The following is a 17,054-nucleotide window of genomic DNA, read 5'->3' as shown; positions in this document are numbered from 1 at the left end:
CAATCATTGCCGTGATGCTGTGATTGGCTTTTTTTGTGCGCTATACAATAATATTGGGTGACACCCTCATCGCTTTGATTTTTTGGACAGTAATTTGCGTTTGTTTTGCGGGTCGATGGTCAAAGGGCGATAGATTTCGATTCTATCGCCTGTGTTGATAGCACTTTGCCAGTCTAGTTTATGGGAAAACACACCGACACTATAGCTAAAAATCTGCGGATACTGCTGTTGCCAGCCTGTTGCATTGACTGCATCAATCACGCGGCTATCATCAGCAAGTTGCAGGGTTAACCGCAACTGTGTTTGGCTATCGGGCGCAAAGGCTATATCAACCGTAATCATTTTGCCAATCCTAGCACCCACCCCACCATCGCCAAAATCACCGCCAATGGCACAATAATACGCACCGCAATGCGCCAAAGGTTATATAAGCCTTCTGAGCTAAAATTCAATGATTTGCGCAGATGGCTGATTTTCATTTGCCAGCCTGCAAATACGGCTAGCCATACCGCCGTGACTAAACTTATTACAATAATCAGCTGATTGAGCCAAGCAGTTGGTACCATGGCTAGCGCAAGGCTAAGCACTGCCAATACCACCAATACCAAAAAGTTAAATTGCTGTTGCTGCCAGCGTAATGACACTTGATGGGTCAAAATATGCAGTAAATACGCCGCCCCTGCCAGCATTGCCAATGCATTCAACACTGCCGCCATCGCGCTGTTTGGCGATAAAGTCATGGCAATCAGCGCACCCACTAATAACTGAAAACTCCACACCGGTAATACATAGCGACTCGCGGATTCGCGTGCTTGATCTGTCGCCGTAGTATTCATCGTGAGCATTTGGTGGATGCGCGCATGCCAGTATAGCCCCGTACCTGCGCCAACACAGACCAGCGCCAACACTACCGCCCCTGCCCACTCCGTCAAGGACGTCGCTGTCATCTGCCACGCGACAAACCCACCTTGCATGACATTGACAACCAACGCGGCAACGGCAAAACCGACCGCCAACCAACCTGCCAAATGCTTGATAAAACTCAAACCAATCACTATCAGCACCATAATGGCTAACAAGGCAGGCAGAGCAATATTGCTCACCAGCGGATGGATAACCTCGCCACTACTTGCCAGTAAATGCCCCACAACCGCCAGCAACAGCACTATAGTCAGCCAACCAAACCCTCGCCAAACCGTTGACACGTCAGCTTCACGGGTCAACATGGGCAGACCGACCAGCGGAGACGTGCCACTACGATGCGCCAAACCAATCTCTGCAAACACCAATGGCAACCCGACCAAGGTCATCGCCACTAGCCACAACAACCAAAAATCAACCTGCCCAATGTAGTCACGGCTAAACCAAGTAAAAACCAGCAGCGGCAGCAAGCTTGCTATCAACATCGGCTGTAAACGATTAAATGGCATGGTGTTGGATTCCTTTGTAGCGGTGGGTTATTGTCACAAAATTATTTGAGTCAATTCGCTAAAGTGATTTTAAAAAACTGACTGTAAAAAAATGACTGTAAAATTCAACAGTGCAAAACTAAATCGCCGCTATTTTAGCAAACCCACACCGTATGCAAAACCCACCAACGCAAAATCCACACAAACTTGTCAAAAATAGCTATCAAAATAAAAAGCCCTGCGTGTCACAGGGCTTTTTTTATGGCTGCGCATTATTGCTTAACATCAAAAAGCGCAGTTACACGTGCGGTAAAATCGCAGGCATCAAATCATGAAAGGTACGACCTGACGCGGTTTCACCAATGGCATGCATTTTCCACTCACCGTTATGACGATAAATTTTTGCCAAAATCAGCGCGGTATGACTGCCTTGGGCTGACAAATCATAACGGGCAACTTCACTGTTATTGCTGGCATTTACCAAACGACAAAACGCATTATTGACCGTAGCAAAAGTTTGACCCGTAAAGCTATTGACAGTAAAAACCAAGGCTTGCACATGGTCAGGGATACGAGATAAATTGACATTAATCACTTCGTCATCGCCATCACCAGCACCAGTGCGGTTGTCGCCTGTGTGTTGTATGCTACTGTCTTTTGACTGCAATTGTCCAAACCAAATCGCATCCACCATTTGTTTGTTGGCATCAAGCATGATACACGACGCATCCAAGTCAATGCTGCTGCCACTGCCACCACCGCCAAACAAGCCACCCAAAAAACCACCTGATTTTTGCGGCGCAGCACCGACATCCCAACCCAGACCCATTTTGATTTGGCTGAGTGCGCCACCTGCTTCTTTTTCTAGCGAGATTTTTTGACCTTTCGATAAATTCACTGCCATGTTGGTTTCCTTATTTTATTTTTTTACTATTCTATCTAGCTATGTTTTAAAAGGTTAATAACGGTTTAGCAGAAACTGACTATAACAAACCGCCTAAAATACCTTCATTGCCACCGCGTCCGCCTGAGTTTGACCCCAGTAAACTTTGAATCCAGCCTTGGTAAGTATCACGGTTGCGTGAGCAAATTACTACTTTGCCTTGACCTGAGAATTTTAGTACCATGCCTTCGCCGCTCGTGACTGAATTGATGATATTACCCAAAAAGCCTTTTTTCTGGCTGGTCGCCATTGATAGGCTATATTGCAGTCGGCTATCCCAGCATACCACATGACCATTATCAATAATCACATCTTTATCAGGCGTGACATCAATCTCAAACAAAGAGCCAAACCCAGATACCACGAGCTGACCTTGGCCTTGCGTTTGCATGACCATAAAGCCACCCGTATCCCCAAATACAGCGCCGCCTAAATTGCGCTGGATATTGGCACGTAAATCAACACCATTAGTCGCTGCCACAAAGGCACCGTCACTGAGCGTATACTGATTGGCGCCGACGTCTAAAATTTGCATATCACCATCAAGTGTGGGCGCCAGTAAGCAGTCACCCTCACCATTTACCGCTTCAATTTGCTGTTGAAAAATCGACTCGTCATTGGCAAATCGGCGCATCAAAGCTTGCATGATGCCGCCACGCATCTGACCTTTAAGCTCAAGATTTGACTCCATCATGACCATGGCGTTGGATTCGCAATAAATCGAATCGCCTTTTTTGAGATTACAATGCAAAAATGGCTCAATCGTCCCAATCATACTAAACGTCGCTGCCATAGGTTAATGTATCCTTATAAACTAAGTGGCAAAAATGATAATAAAAGTAGCTAAGTTTGAAAAAGCCCTTAGGCTTAAAAAAGTGCTCAAGCTTAAAAAAACGCTCGGGCTAAACAAACGGTTATGCTGAAAAAAAGGGGCAAGCCGATGCCACCCCATTGTTAAAAAAATGTTAAAAACTTTTAGCCAAAAAACTAAACAGCAACGCCATATGACGCAGCCAATGGCCCTAGACCGCCAGCAAAACCTTGTCCAACCGCGCGGAATTTCCACTCGCCATTGTTCTTATAAAGCTCACCAAAAATCATCGCTGTCTCGGTGCTACTGTCTTCTGACAAATCGTAACGAGCCACTTCAGCGCCGCCTTGGGTATTGACGATGCGAATATAAGCGTTTGCTACTTGACCAAAGTTTTGGTTACGCGCTTGACCATCATAAATCACCGCACAAAATACCACTTTGCTTACATCGGCTGGGACTTTAGTTAAATCTACTTTGATGACTTCATCATCGCCATCGCCTTCACCGGTGCGGTTATCACCCGTATGCTCTACCGAGCCATCAGATGATTTTAGGTTGTTAAAGAAAATAAAATCTGCATCTGCCCGTACTTTACCCGATTCATTGACCAAAAACGCGACCGCGTCTAAGTCAAAGGCTTGCCCGTCAGTGGCACGTGGGTTCCAGCCAAGACCAACGGCCATGTTGGTTAAATTCGGTGCTTCCTTTGATAAATTAACATTACCACCTTTGGTTAAGCTAATTGCCATTGTTTTATCCTTTGTAATAAATTTTTGAAGTCAAATAAGTAAATCGATGTCCGTTGTCATGCGCTGCACCTTTCACTCTCAGACCAAAAGCGCGCCCAGACAAAAACTTTAAACACCGTAAAAAATCGCCTAAAAAAACAAAACGTGAGCCGAAACTCACGTTTTAACTATACCTTTGGTGGTAGAATTTGTCCAGCATTAGGCTACATTAAGCTGTTATATTTATGTGTCAAAAGCTTAAGGGATATTAAGCTCAAGCCAGCATCCTAAATACCGCTACGGTTAGGCATGAGCCTCAGTCTCTTTAGTGTTTTTTAGTGTTTCGCTAAGACTTCTTCGCGCTTACGGTAGCTGATAGAATTAATCACTGCCCATACGATAAAGGCAATCCCAATCAAACCCGTCACGATTTCTGGCACCTCGATATGCACAGTTGCCAATAGCATGATGACCGCCAACGCACCAATCGCATAATGCGCGCCATGTTCTAGATACACAAACTCATCGAGCGTGCCTTTTTCTACCAAGAAAATGGTCATGGATCGCACAAACATCGCACCAATTGCCAAACCGAGCATGATGATAATCACGTCATTGGTAATGGCAAACGCACCAATCACCCCATCAAAACTAAACGACGCATCGAGTACTTCAAGATATAAAAAGCCTGCAATACCGCCTTTGGCAATCGCGCCAGCGACTTCTTTGCCTTCAATCACATCGGGGGTTGATTCATCATCATCGTCCGCGCCTTCTAAAAGGCTTGATAACACATTGGTGGCTAGATAAATCAAAATACCAAACACACCTGCGGTCAATACAGCGGCTTTACGCGCTGGATCTACCCAAAACAGTGCTATCATCAACAACGCCAATGCTACAAACACGCTCATGGCATCGACCTTGCCAAAGCGCGCAAGCTTACGCTCCAGCCATTCAAACCACATCACTTCTTTTTCATCAAAGAGGAAGTTTAAAAAGACGAGCAACAAGAACATCCCACCAAACGCCGCAATCTCTGCATGGTGCTCAATGAGCTTTGCCGAGTACTCTTTCGGGTTGTTGAGCGCCATGTTGATGACATCCATCATGCCCATATCCGCAGTCACAGCGACGATGACAATCGGGAATACGAGACGCATACCAAATACCGCGATGAGCATACCCACAGTCAAGAAAATCATTTTCCAAAACTTATCCCACGTTTTGAGTACCGAGGCATTGACCACCGCATTATCAAACGACAGCGAAATCTCCATCACTGCCAAAATCAGCGTGACAAACAGCGCCGACATCATAGTGCTAACGCCACCATGCGAAAAACCCCACCACGCTGCAATTGCCAGCGCAATCGTGGTAAAGACAATATCAAAATAAAAATGTCTCATAGTAATCCTACAAATTGAAAAAATTAACGGCTAATAAAGTCATCTAACGCGTAAGATGATTGGATGTGCTTATCTTACACAACTATTTGTTCAATCATACTACAAATGTGTTACCAAGCAATTGATTGCACGCTTAAACCATGCATTATGGCAAATATTCGCCAACTTGATGCATTTATGGGTACAATAGCGACTTTTAATTTTTTAAACCAAGTGCTGACGGCAAAATATTGCGATTAGCCTGTGTTTAAACCCTGTTTGGAAGCGTCGCGGTATGTTGGAAAATTTTATCACCCTTGTTCTGATTCTTACCCCTTTGGTGGTCGGGTTTTTACTGCCATTACCGCAACGATTCATGCCGCTGGTAGACAAGCTACTGACCAACTTGGTGTTTGTGATTTTAACCTTTATTGGTCTTTCGTTGTCGCAGATTCCTGACTTGGGCGCGCAGATTGGGTTTATTGGCACCAATGTGGCGATATTGGCGATTTGTACACTAGGTGCAGGTTTTATCAGTTTGCTGATGTTTGACAAGCTACATCCTTGGCAACGTGCTATCCCCCATAAGCATAGCCAAGCAGGTTTTAGCATCACAGGAAGCCTCGTTCAGTTGTGCTGTGTGGTATTGGGTTTTGTACTGGGCAAATTTCTGCCAATAACGGATTTGCCGATTGATGGCATCATCAAGGGTTTGTTAATTTTGCTGATTCTATTGGTGGGCTTTCAGTTGTCGCATTCGGGGATGACGTTACGGCAGGTATTGGTCAACAAACGCGGCGTACAAGCTTGTGTGATTTTTTGTCTCAGTGTGGCAGTCGGTGGTTTAGTGTACGCGCTGATAATGCCTGATGTGACCTTCACCCAAGGGTTAGCGCTATCCTCTGGCTATGGCTGGTATTCGTTGTCGGGAATTATCATGACTGATGCCTATGGCGCAGTTTGGGGAAGTGTGGCATTGCTCAATGATTTGTTACGTGAGTTCACGGCGCTACTGTTTATCCCTATGCTGATTCGCAAATACCCAACCACGGCGGTGGGTTTGGGCGGGGTGACTACTATGGATTTTACCTTGCCTATCATCCAAAGCTCAGGGGGAAATGAAGTGGTACCGCTTGCCATGAGCTTTGGGTTTTTGGTTAATATCATCTCACCGGTGTTAATGGTGGTATTTTCAAGTTTTGGCTAATAGCAAAACCCCCAACCCTTATTAAATTAATACGCGCAAAACTCAACTTGTTGGTCGCCATACGGACTGCGTACTGTCACATAATGCAGACCTTTCATGCGCGTGTGAATTCGATAAGTATTGTCGTCAATCCATTCACCTCGCAGCACACCCCGTGCATCTCTAATGTGGATACCGTCTTCCATATTGGCGGCTTTGACTTCAAAACCTTGGTTTTTTAACAGATACAGGCTATAGGTTTTACTTTTACTAAAATCACCTGAGTAACTGGCACAGTAGCTACCCTTTGGGAAAATAATTTTAGTAGCTGTCGCGGCAGTGGCAGTTTGGGTGGTTGCCGCTACCGATAACAGGGCTATAGCTGCCCCAAATAAGGGGGCTGTAAAACGTGTTTTCATTTCGTTCTCCTTGTCTTTGTTTGACTATTTTTTAATATGACAATTTGCTATTGCCGCTTTATTATTAGCAGATTTTCTATTCACTTTCATGATAAGTTTAGTAAAAAAATTTGTTTGTTTTATCAGCACAATAAAAAACCCCGCTCATGTCATCACACGATCGGGGTTTTCATATTCGCTAATACGATTATTTTCGCTAGTACAATTATTGGGCTAACGCAGGATAATCCGTATAGCCTTCTTGATCACCACCATAAAAAGTGGCTGGGTTTGGTTGATTAAGCGGCGCATTTTGGTGAAAACGCTCAACCAAATCTGGATTTGCGATATAACTGCGACCAAAAGCGACGGCATCAATTAAGCCATCACGAATTAGCGCGTCTGCTTTTTCTGCGGTATAGCCACCAGCACCGATAAGCACGCCGTGATAAGCATCACGAATTTGGCGACGGAATTCTGCCGTAAAAGGTTTTCCACCTGCCCAGTCTGGCTCAGAAATATGTAAATAGGCTAGGTTAAAGCTATCAATCAGCTTGATGATTGCTAACGCATCATCTTCGCTACCGGCATCCACACCATTGAATTGACCCAGTGGCGAGATACGGATACCCACTTTGTCACTACCAATCGCGCTAGTGACTGCGGTCAAAATTTCTTTCAAAAAGCGCATACGGTTCTCTAAGCTACCACCGTATTCATCGCTGCGTTGGTTGACGCTCTCATACAAGAATTGATGAATCAAATAGCCGTGTGCACCGTGGATTTCAATAAAATCCATACCCGCTTCAATCGCATTACGCGCGGCGCTGGCAAAATCATCGACGGTTTGTTTGATTTCTGCGATGGTCATTTCACGCGCTGGCGTGGCAGTCACACGGTATACTTTGCCTTCGTCATCTTTTAACGAGGTGCGTACCGCATCACCCAAATCCACGGTTGATGCTGATACAGGCGGCTGACCTTGTGGGCGCAAGCTATAATGCGATACCACCCCTGTGTGCCATAGCTGCATAGCGATATGACCGCCTGCTTGGTGTACGCTATCAGCAATCATTTTCCAGCCTGCAATTTGTGCGTCACTAAAAACACCTGGCGCACCTGCGTAGCCTTTGGCATCGGCTGAGATATCCGTGGCTTCTGTGATAATCAAACCACTGCTAGCGCGCTGGGTATAATAGGTTGCCATGAGTGGCGTTGGCAAGCCACCAATATTTTTCGTTCCATTTGGCAAATCAGCACTACGCAGACGGGTCAATGGCGCCATAAAGACGCGGTTGGGCAAGCGCATTGCGCCCACGTTAATCGGTGATAAAAGAGCGGAGTAAGACATACATTCCTCGGGATTGTTGATTCATCTTTCGTTGAGTTATTGGACGCTGCTAGCTTCAAGTCATAACAAACTTGATAAAAAAATTGTTGCAGCCTCCTTGTTTATAAGGATTTTAGACTTATATACGTTGCTATCAAATTTCGTCACAGCGTAATTTTCACAGGTTAATCTGCTGTTAGAAGCTTGAGCAAAGACTACGTTTTAGCAAGCATCTGTTTCTAAAAAGCATTTGTTTTTAAAAAGCTGTTGCGAGTTTTTTAGACAAATTATTGCAATTGCTTTCACTATTTTATTCTATGATAGCGCTGTGTTTGAGCGTAACGTTTACTTAATAAGTGCCATGGTGCATTTTTACAAGTGGCAATGTTTTAACAATAACAAATTCTTAAGGATCGGCATGAATAATTTCCAATATTACAACCCTGTGCGTATCGTATTCGGCGAAGGTCAAATCAAAGAACTCGCCAATCTTGTCCCTGATAATGCCCGCGTACTTATCACCTATGGCGGTAGCTCTGCCAAAAAAACCGGCACACTCGATGAGGTCAAAACCGCGCTACAAGGTAAACAGCGTGAAATCTTTGAATTTGGCGGCATTGAGCCAAATCCAGAATTTAATACCTTGATGAAAGCAGTCGATATGGTACATGCCAACAACATTGACTTTTTGCTCGCTGTCGGTGGTGGCTCAGTACTCGATGGCACCAAATTTGTTGCATTGACTGCCACCTTAGATGACGACAAAGACCATGAAAAAGCCTGGGAAGCATTAAAAGGATATACCCGTGATATTCAAAATGCGCTACCGCTCGGTACTGTACTCACCATTCCTGCAACAGGCTCAGAGATGAATTCAGGCGGCGTTATCAATCATAGTGAGCGTCATGCCAAATTGCCCTTTGGTAACCCGCTGGTATTCCCGCAGTTTTCGATTCTTGACCCTGCCAAAACCTTAACGCTACCTGAGCGTCAAGTGATGAATGGTGTAGGCGATGCGTTTGTGCATGTGATGGAGCAGTATCTGACTTACCCAGTCAATGCCAAAGTCCAAGATAGTTTCTCTGAAAGTCTGCTCAAAATCTTGATTGAAGAAGGCCGTGCCGTCAAAGCCAACCCTAACGACATGGAAACGCGTAAAAACATCATGTGGACAGCGACAATGGCACTCAATGGTCTCATTGGCACGGGCGTACCACAAGACTGGACCACCCATATGATTGGACATGAATTAACCTCACTACACGGTATCGACCACGCCCGCACCTTGACCATTGTGTTGCCTGGGGTGATGCGTGAGCTCAAAGATAGTAAAAAAGACAAGTTACTACAGTACGCCAAAAACGTTTGGCATATCACTGAAGGCAACTCTAATCTAAGCGACGAGGATAAAATCGAACAAGCGATTGTTAACACCGAAAACTTCTTCCGCGAGCTTGGCTTACCGGTGAGATTGTCAGATGCCGACCTTGATGCGGCTGCTATCGCGCCAATTTTAAGCCAATTAGAAGCACATAATATGGTCAAACTTGGTGAACATCGTAGCAATGATTTGGCAGTGTCTGAGCGGATTTTGCGCTCAGCGATTTGATGATATAAAAAATGGTATAAAAAAGACCTAGCAAATTGCTAGGTCTTTTTTTCGTGGTAGTAACAGTTAAAAACCATTGGGATTTGCCAATTCATCATGTCCATCTTTATTAATCACTTTTGGCAATGGCAACGCCATACCGACACTACTAGGCGTCTCTTGAATCACCACAGGCGGCGGCTGATAACGGGTAATCACTTCATTACCCTGCTCATCCTCGCTGAGCACATACTGGTAGCCTTTGCGATTAAAGCGTTTAACTAGCCTTTGATACCACCCTGCAAAACCTGTCGTGGGTTCGTTGGGGTTATGATAAAACGCATTCATCACCGCAGGTAGCCCAAGACCACATACCACGCCCGACATCAATACCACGATAAAGGTATAACCCACCAAAAAGCTGCTATAAGGCTGCAATTCTGGGACGTTAGAAACCGATAAAATCAACGCCAAAGAAATTGCCCCGCGTACCCCGCCCCACGATAAAATCGTCAAACTACCGTTATAACTGGTTTTTCGGACATCAGATAACAGGCTAAATGACGCAAAATTTGCCAAAAAACGGGATAAATGCAGACAAATAAATGCCACTACACCGCCCAAAATCAACGAGGTATTCAGCTCTAATATAAATAGCTCCAGACCGATAAGGGTGAATAAGAATGAATTGATAATCCCCTCAATGGCGTGCCAAAAGTGATTCACATAGGTGATTTCACCTTCGTCTAAAATCTGGTGCCAACGGTTACCGACAATCAAGCCCCCGACCACACAAGCAATGGGCGCGGAAGCATGCGCATACAATGCCACCAAATACGACCCACACGCCAAAAATGCCGTGGTCAAAATCAGTGACTCCATCTCGTGTTTACCGCTTAAGATACGCAGCGCCATTTGCCCAAAAAACCAACCAATAATCCCTGCGACCACGATTTCATACAACAATACTTCTACTGTGGTCACAATGCTAAAGCCATTGCCTTGCAGACCATGCAAAATAGTCATAAATAGCGCAATACACACCGCATCATTGAACAGCGATTCGCCTTCTAGCTTAATCATCAAATGGCGCGGCGCTTTGATAGAGCTAAGCACGCCTTTGATGCCAATCGGGTCAGTCGCACCCAGTGCCGCGCCCAATAACAGCAATACTGCAAACGGGATATTTGCCCCTGTGAGCCACTGAAAGCCAAACATAAGGCTGGCAAAAAACAGCGCACACAGTGCCAATGCGATACTTGCCAAAATCCCAATCGGTTTCCAATAGTTTTTGAGATCGGACACCTTAAACGTCAGCGCCGATGCCGTCAAAATAAAACAAATCACCCCATTGATTAAAAAATCGTAAAGATCGATATCACGCACCGCATTTTGGATACTGGTGATATTGATGGTAATAAACTCGTTGCCATTGAGCAGGCTTGCACTCCACTGCAAAATAAAAACCAGTAGCGCCGACACAATGGGCACCCCAATGGCTTGTGGAAAGTCCAAAATCCGCTTGTTAAATAGCGTGGTAATGATGGACAAGGCACAAACGGCTGCAAAAATTTGTAAAAAAATAAAATTTCCCATAGGCGTTTTTTTAGCTCTTAATTTTATAAAACATTGTCACCAAAGCCATTTTTAGCCGTGACCAAGCAAAAATACTTCAACGAAAATAAAACCCTACCACAAACTGTCGTAGGGTTTTACCGTAAGCAATTGTTTGCGCAAATGCAAGCAAATTTTGTGATTAATATCTCTTAAATTTTGTTGGCGACATGATGCAGCCAGCGCTGAATCATCACATCAAGCGCTTCAGGCTTATAGGGCTTGGTACAATAATCTTGCATACCCGCGTTAAGGTATACTTCTTTGTCCCCATGCATGGCATGTGCCGTCACTGCAATGATAGGCGGCAACTGACTAAACGACTGTTTGAGTATTTTGGTGGCTTCCACCCCATCCATGATGGGCATTTGATGATCCATTAAAATGATGTGATATTTGCTAGGGTCAGCTTTATAAAAATTGACGACCTCTAACCCATCTTTGGCTCGGGTGACTTCATAGCCATATTTTTTTAGGCTTTTGACGGCGACCATGGCATTTAGCTCATTGTCTTCTGCTAGCAGAACATGGGCAGGCAGCCGTTCTAGCGGTTGTATTTTGGTTTCATCATGACTTTGGTGCCACTGCTGATAGCTGATTTCATCAGTTGCTATCATGGGTAGAGATAGGGTAAAGGTCGAGCCTTTATTTTTTTCACTGGTTACCTTAATTGTGCCGCCCATCCCTTCTGCCAACGCTTTGCACACAGATAGCCCTAGCCCTGTACCCCCATATAACCGATGGGTAAACTTATCAGCTTGATTATACGCATCAAAAATCACTGCCAATGATTCAGGCTTGATGCCAACGCCCGTATCAATCACATTGAATTTGATTTGGTGTCTATCACAGCCATTCATGGCTTGAATAGTCACTTTACCCTGTTTTGGGGTAAATTTGATGGCGTTATTGACTAGATTCATTAAAATCTGTCGCACCCGCACCGGATCGGTGTTGACATATTTGGGCAAGTTGTCAGAGTAATCGAAGGTTAGTTCCACGCTGTTGTCTTTTGCAGGGGCTAAAAAGCATTGATACACGTCTTGGCATAGCTGTGCTAAATCAACCGGGATACTCTCAAAACGTATCTTACCTGATTCTACTTTGGATAAATCCAAAATATCGTTGACGATGGTAAGCAGATGCTCATTGGACGATTTAATCGATTTGATATAGTGCTGCTGCTGCGTATCAAGCGGTGTCTGCTCAAGCAATTCAAGCATGCCCATGATACCATTCATCGGCGTGCGAATTTCATGGCTCATATTGGCCAAAAATGCGGTCTTTACCTCATCGGCGCGCTCAGCTTGGTAACGCTGCTGACGTAATTTTAAGGTATCACTCACCATCGCCGCCAAATCCGCTAGCACGCGTTGTTGATGGGCATCAAAATCTTGATGCGGCTGGTCGTCAATCACACACAGCGCACCCAAAGCAAATTCTCTACCTTGACTGTCGTGAACCACGATGGGTGCGCCAGCATAAAACCGAATATAAGGGTAACCGGTGACTAAAGGATTATTTTTAAATCGCGTATCTTGGTGAGTATCGAGCGTGACAAAGGTGTCGTTTTGTGTAATGGTGTAATTGCAAAAAGCAACATCACGGCTGGTTGAATGTTCTTTTAGACCAATTCTTGACTTAAAAAACTGGATATCAGCATCCAAAAAAGTAATAGCGACAATCTTAGTACCAAAAAACGCCTTAGCCAAAGCACTAATACGCTCAAATTCGCATTCTTTATTTGTTTGGATGATATGGTACTCATCCAATACCGCTAGACGCTGTTTTTCATTGTTTGCTATAGGATATGATATCATCTCATTAGCACCGTCCTACTACGTGATAAAAATTAAACGCTGAGGTTATTTTAACGCTTCAGCAACCAACATCATCCCCACCACTGAGGTCACGGCAACGGCTGACCCATAACCGCCACAATGCAAACCACCTGCTTGACAGGACTTATCAACAATCGGCGGCTGTGATGAAAAAACACAACGAATACCGAATTTTTCTTTCATCGCACGATTGATACCATAATCTTGACGAAGTCGCTGTCTGACTTTAGCCAGTAGCGGATCTTGGTAAGTATCCTTAAGATCTGCCACCTGAATTTGGGTCGGATCCGTCTTGCCACCTGCCCCGCCCGCCATAATCAACTTTAATTTATTAAATCGGCAATGTAGCGCAAGCGCAAGCTTGGCATTCATATCATCGACACAATCTAATACCACAAGCTGTTTACCTGACTGTTTAAGCTGTGATTGCAAAGCACGATTAGGCATTAACAATTGTACGTTATCTTGGCTCAAAAAATCGTCAATCAAATGTAATTTGATATGGGGATTGATTTCTTTGATACGTGCTGCCATGGCTTCAATTTTGCTTTTACCAAAATTGCTATCGGTAGCGGGTAATTGTCGATTGACATTGGAAGCTACTAGCACATCCATGTCAATTAATGTCATCTCGCCCACACCTGTACGAGCCAGTCCCTCAGCTGCCCATGAGCCCACCCCGCCCACGCCCACCACATACGCATGCAGATTCTCAAACTTACTAAATTGCGCAGCACCATACAGTTTTTGGGTGCCCGCAAAACGGCGTTCGTATTGGGCGTCAGTTAATGTCATATCAGGCGTCATTTCGGCTGTCAGTGTCATGGTTTATCTTAATCTTGGTCAGGGTTTATATTCAATTTGCTTGGGATAGGATACTCCCAGCTGACTTGTAGTGCAGCGCAGCTATTTTGCCACAACTGTTCGGCGAGCCGGGATTGATCTTTTTTTAATAAGTCTGATAAGGCTGTCAACACATACGGCAGATTGGCAGGTACATTACGCCTACCGTGCGTCTCATGACAGGGCAGCGGCGTAAAATCTGGGCAGTCCGTCTCAATCACGATAGCATCAAGCCCAACGGTTTTGACAAGCTCTGTAAGGGTATGGCGCAGTTTTTTGGCATTCGGATTGGTCACTTGCCCGGTGATGCCGATTTTAAAGCCCAAATTGACTAATGCTTTGGCTTCTTGGATGCCGCCACTAAAGCTATGGGCAATCCCACCCTGGGTGAATTTTTGTGCTTTTAACATCTTAATCACATCGCCATGCGCGCGGCGAATATGTAGCAGCGCAGGCAGTTGGTAGTGTTTTGCCAATTCAAGTTGTTGACCAAAAAAATCTTGCTGCCTAGCGTAATTCTCCGCAGTTTTCATCGGCGCAGTAAAAGTATCAAGCCCGATTTCGCCAATCGCAATAGGTGAATATTGCTGAATAAACTGCTCTAGCCGCTGCAAATCGCTATCTTTATGCTCCGTGATATAAAAAGGATGCAAGCCAAAGGCTAAATGTGCCAAAGGTGTGGCTTTGCCTTGCTGCCCATATCCTTGCATTTGCTGTTGACACGCCACCATTTGTGCAAAATACTTTGCTAGAAACCCTATCAAAACCAGATGATGAACGCCGTTATCCCATGCCAATTGTGATTGCATTTCGCGGTCATGATCGAAGCTATCCACATCAAAATGGGTATGCGTATCAATTAATGGCAAATCAAACGAGCAAGCCGTATCATTTATCATAGTCATATCATTTCAAATACTGTGGTTTGACAATGCCGTTTAACTCGCTGTATGGCACGGTCAATTGCGGTGCACCCAGCGCATAAAAACCAATCTCATACGGTTGGTATAAAAATGTCATGCCCTGACCCGTAAAGCTATAATTGCCAGTCAAACTAAACGGCCAAGTGTTAAAATGCGCGTTAGCATTAATCTCATGGGTTTTGAGATATTGAATGAATTGGGCTTTGACCAAGGCTTCAAGTTTTGTTTTTTGCTGTGGTAAAAGCACATCGACAAGCGACAATTGTTTTTTTTGGCGCATATCAAATACATAATAGGTGGTCGTACTGATACCATGGGCGCCGCCCGTGAATTGATAAAATTCCGTCGCAAACAACTCTAAATCATTTTTATGACCCAAATACATCGGCTTTGCCATTATCTGCACGGGCGCTATACTGCTGTCAAAATCCTTACCACGTGCTGCCACCATGGTTTTATTTTCTGCTATTAATCGGCTAATCCCCGTATTAAGAAGCTGCGTGTATTGGCTATCACTGGGCATCGCATTACGGGTAAAATCTTGCCATTTTTTCGCTTGTGCTTTATCTTGGTTATCATCAACCATTGCGATGGCTGCGGTGACGTCTTTATTGATAATGGCATCGAGCCAAGCCTCTCCTGTCTGTATAAAATAATAGTCAATCTCTGGGCAAATTTTTCCACAGCTATCAAAGAGTTTTTCATTGACTCTAGGATAATACTTTGCCATATACAAATCTTGGGCATGAGCTTGTGCAGCCATGAGCGTCATCAGGGCTGTCAGGCAAATGCCACTGAGACTTTGATGTTTCATGAACGTCATCTATTTATCCTTTATGTGTTATCTGCCAATAGCTTTACATAAAAATTTTAGCCAGTTTTTTAGTTATGATTATCGTGCTCAGTATTTTTATTGATAGGTTGCTCGAGTTTATTTATAGCGGATAGACTCTTACGGCAATCGGCTACTTTATCAGCGCGTGGACTACTGCGTCTAGGTATCAACAATAAAGCTGTGGCAGCAATCCCTAGTTTAATCACCCTCGACATTCTCATACCTCACCTCGCCTTACCTTGGTTTTTAAACCTTAGCTTCTAACAGTATTGCCATAAAAAACCCATCAGTCGATACCCGTTTAATGGTGGACTAATGGGCTGTTTTCAAATGCCGTTAGGGATATAGCTGTTATATAATAACGTAATTTGATAAGTATTCGATAACTATTAGAATTTTTTACCCAACACTTTAGCAGCTAGCTCTTTACCCATGGTAAACGCTGTAGTTTTGGCAGGTTTCGTGCCATTTGAATTTGCCGCAGCATTGTCAGCAGGCTCATTGTCAACCGGTGCTGAATTATTTACTTTGTTTTCAAGGGTTGGCTGGGTTTTGTTACGACCTTTTAACATATAGTAAGCGGCACCAAGTACGCCAAGCTTAATAAGGTTTGATTTGGTTACACCATTTGGGAATTGCATAGTATCCTCACTTGTTATTGTTGATTATTCAAAAAAATATAGTAATTGCTAAACTAAGCTAATGCCTATAGTTTAAGAAATTATAAAGAGTTTTACTAAAGTAGTTGAGTTAAGAATATTTATACTTTGCCATAGTTTAGTTACGGTTTGGTAAATAGATAAATTCATGTCCAATGCTCATATATTGACCCATCATCTTGCGGAAATAGCCAAACAAATCCCGCAGGACATTCTTCAAGAAAAAACCAAATATAAAACAAGCCATCGTCTGTTAATAAAGCTTTTTCATGACTGGGAAAAGCGGTTTCCCATAACTTAAGTTGCTCATCAATCGAACCTGTTAAGAAACAGTCATTTGTGCCAAGTTTAAAATAACCATTTTCAAGAGCATAGCGTATAAAGTCAAAAAAAAATTTTTTCTTAAATTCGAAATCGTGCGTATCGCCAAACTCAGATAAATATTCATCATCCATAATACTTTGCCAAACATTATGGGATGTTAATCCCTTAACGTCATTTGCAAAAAAATTCAGAGCTTGTTTATACTTAGCTGAATTCAACTCGCACATAAAA

At 44.0% G+C, this 17,054-nt stretch carries 17 protein-coding genes; 2 read left to right on the top strand and 15 right to left on the bottom strand.

Annotated elements, in window-relative coordinates; all coding sequences use genetic code 11:
- Nucleotides 1–66: 66 nt before the first annotated feature.
- The 6 genes from LAJ61_RS06890 to LAJ61_RS06865 form a co-directional block, all read right to left on the bottom strand.
- Complete coding sequence (locus tag LAJ61_RS06890) at nt 67–342, bottom strand: RnfH family protein (RefSeq protein ID WP_224053321.1); 276 nt, start codon at nt 340–342, stop codon at nt 67–69.
- A complete protein-coding gene (locus LAJ61_RS06885) occupies nt 339–1,430 on the bottom strand; it encodes a hypothetical protein (RefSeq protein WP_224053320.1) in 1,092 nt (363 codons plus the stop codon). The genes LAJ61_RS06890 and LAJ61_RS06885 overlap by 4 nt, the downstream gene beginning before the upstream one ends.
- Nucleotides 1,431–1,707: 277 nt before the next feature.
- Entirely contained in the window at nt 1,708–2,313 is a 606-nt protein-coding gene (locus LAJ61_RS06880) for a TerD family protein (RefSeq protein ID WP_224053319.1), read from the bottom strand.
- A 79-nt stretch (nt 2,314–2,392) separates the two neighbouring features.
- Complete coding sequence (locus LAJ61_RS06875; protein WP_060995590.1) at nt 2,393–3,145, bottom strand: TIGR00266 family protein; 753 nt, start codon at nt 3,143–3,145, stop codon at nt 2,393–2,395.
- A gap of 194 nt (nt 3,146–3,339) precedes the next feature.
- Nucleotides 3,340–3,915, bottom strand: coding sequence for a TerD family protein (locus tag LAJ61_RS06870; protein ID WP_065254149.1), 576 nt, complete (start codon nt 3,913–3,915; stop codon nt 3,340–3,342).
- Nucleotides 3,916–4,229: 314 nt separating this feature from the next.
- On the bottom strand, nt 4,230–5,303 hold the full coding sequence (locus LAJ61_RS06865; RefSeq protein WP_224053318.1) for a DUF475 domain-containing protein: 1,074 nt from the start codon (nt 5,301–5,303) through the stop codon (nt 4,230–4,232).
- Nucleotides 5,304–5,577: 274 nt separating this feature from the next.
- Here LAJ61_RS06865 and LAJ61_RS06860 point away from each other — a divergent pair, with 274 nt between their 5' ends.
- A complete protein-coding gene (locus LAJ61_RS06860; protein WP_224053317.1) occupies nt 5,578–6,489 on the top strand; it encodes a LysO family transporter in 912 nt (303 codons plus the stop codon).
- Nucleotides 6,490–6,515: 26 nt separating this feature from the next.
- Here the strand turns inward: LAJ61_RS06860 and LAJ61_RS06855 are convergent, their stop codons facing one another.
- Together LAJ61_RS06855 and nemA are read right to left on the bottom strand one after the other, a co-directional pair.
- Nucleotides 6,516–6,887, bottom strand: coding sequence for a hypothetical protein (locus LAJ61_RS06855; protein WP_224053316.1), 372 nt, complete (start codon nt 6,885–6,887; stop codon nt 6,516–6,518).
- A gap of 205 nt (nt 6,888–7,092) precedes the next feature.
- Nucleotides 7,093–8,217 carry an N-ethylmaleimide reductase gene (nemA, locus tag LAJ61_RS06850; RefSeq protein ID WP_224053315.1) on the bottom strand — a complete coding sequence of 375 codons (1,125 nt, stop codon included), beginning with the start codon at nt 8,215–8,217 and terminating at the stop codon, nt 7,093–7,095.
- Between the two features lie 397 nt (nt 8,218–8,614).
- On the opposite strand from nemA, the gene LAJ61_RS06845 reads away from it, so the two are divergent.
- Complete coding sequence (locus LAJ61_RS06845; protein ID WP_224053314.1) at nt 8,615–9,805, top strand: iron-containing alcohol dehydrogenase; 1,191 nt, start codon at nt 8,615–8,617, stop codon at nt 9,803–9,805.
- Nucleotides 9,806–9,871: 66 nt separating this feature from the next.
- Here the strand turns inward: LAJ61_RS06845 and LAJ61_RS06840 are convergent, their stop codons facing one another.
- The 7 genes from LAJ61_RS06840 to LAJ61_RS06810 form a co-directional block, all read right to left on the bottom strand.
- The gene (locus tag LAJ61_RS06840) at nt 9,872–11,380 is read right to left on the bottom strand and encodes a cation:proton antiporter (RefSeq protein WP_224053313.1); all 1,509 of its coding nucleotides are present in this window, start codon (nt 11,378–11,380) and stop codon (nt 9,872–9,874) included.
- Between the two features lie 170 nt (nt 11,381–11,550).
- Nucleotides 11,551–13,218 carry a GAF domain-containing hybrid sensor histidine kinase/response regulator gene (locus tag LAJ61_RS06835; RefSeq protein WP_224053312.1) on the bottom strand — a complete coding sequence of 556 codons (1,668 nt, stop codon included), beginning with the start codon at nt 13,216–13,218 and terminating at the stop codon, nt 11,551–11,553.
- Nucleotides 13,219–13,263: 45 nt separating this feature from the next.
- On the bottom strand, nt 13,264–14,064 hold the full coding sequence (locus LAJ61_RS06830) for a tRNA threonylcarbamoyladenosine dehydratase (protein ID WP_472776705.1): 801 nt from the start codon (nt 14,062–14,064) through the stop codon (nt 13,264–13,266).
- Nucleotides 14,065–14,072: 8 nt separating this feature from the next.
- Nucleotides 14,073–14,987 (bottom strand): TatD family hydrolase, encoded by a 915-nt coding sequence (locus tag LAJ61_RS06825; protein WP_224053311.1) that lies wholly within the window; start codon nt 14,985–14,987, stop codon nt 14,073–14,075.
- A 1-nt stretch (nt 14,988) separates the two neighbouring features.
- On the bottom strand, nt 14,989–15,828 hold the full coding sequence (locus LAJ61_RS06820) for an RsiV family protein (RefSeq protein ID WP_224053310.1): 840 nt from the start codon (nt 15,826–15,828) through the stop codon (nt 14,989–14,991).
- A 401-nt stretch (nt 15,829–16,229) separates the two neighbouring features.
- Entirely contained in the window at nt 16,230–16,481 is a 252-nt protein-coding gene (locus tag LAJ61_RS06815) for a hypothetical protein (protein ID WP_224053309.1), read from the bottom strand.
- 164 nt (nt 16,482–16,645) lie between these two features.
- Complete coding sequence (locus tag LAJ61_RS06810; protein WP_224053308.1) at nt 16,646–17,050, bottom strand: DUF596 domain-containing protein; 405 nt, start codon at nt 17,048–17,050, stop codon at nt 16,646–16,648.
- Nucleotides 17,051–17,054: the final 4 nt, after the last annotated feature.

Origin of the sequence: Faucicola osloensis (assembly GCF_020041925.1) — a bacterium.
GTDB classification, from domain to species: Bacteria; Pseudomonadota; Gammaproteobacteria; order Pseudomonadales; family Moraxellaceae; genus Faucicola; species Faucicola osloensis_D.
Note: the sequence above shows the minus strand (reverse complement) of the source record. Positions and strands in the feature narration are given on the sequence as shown.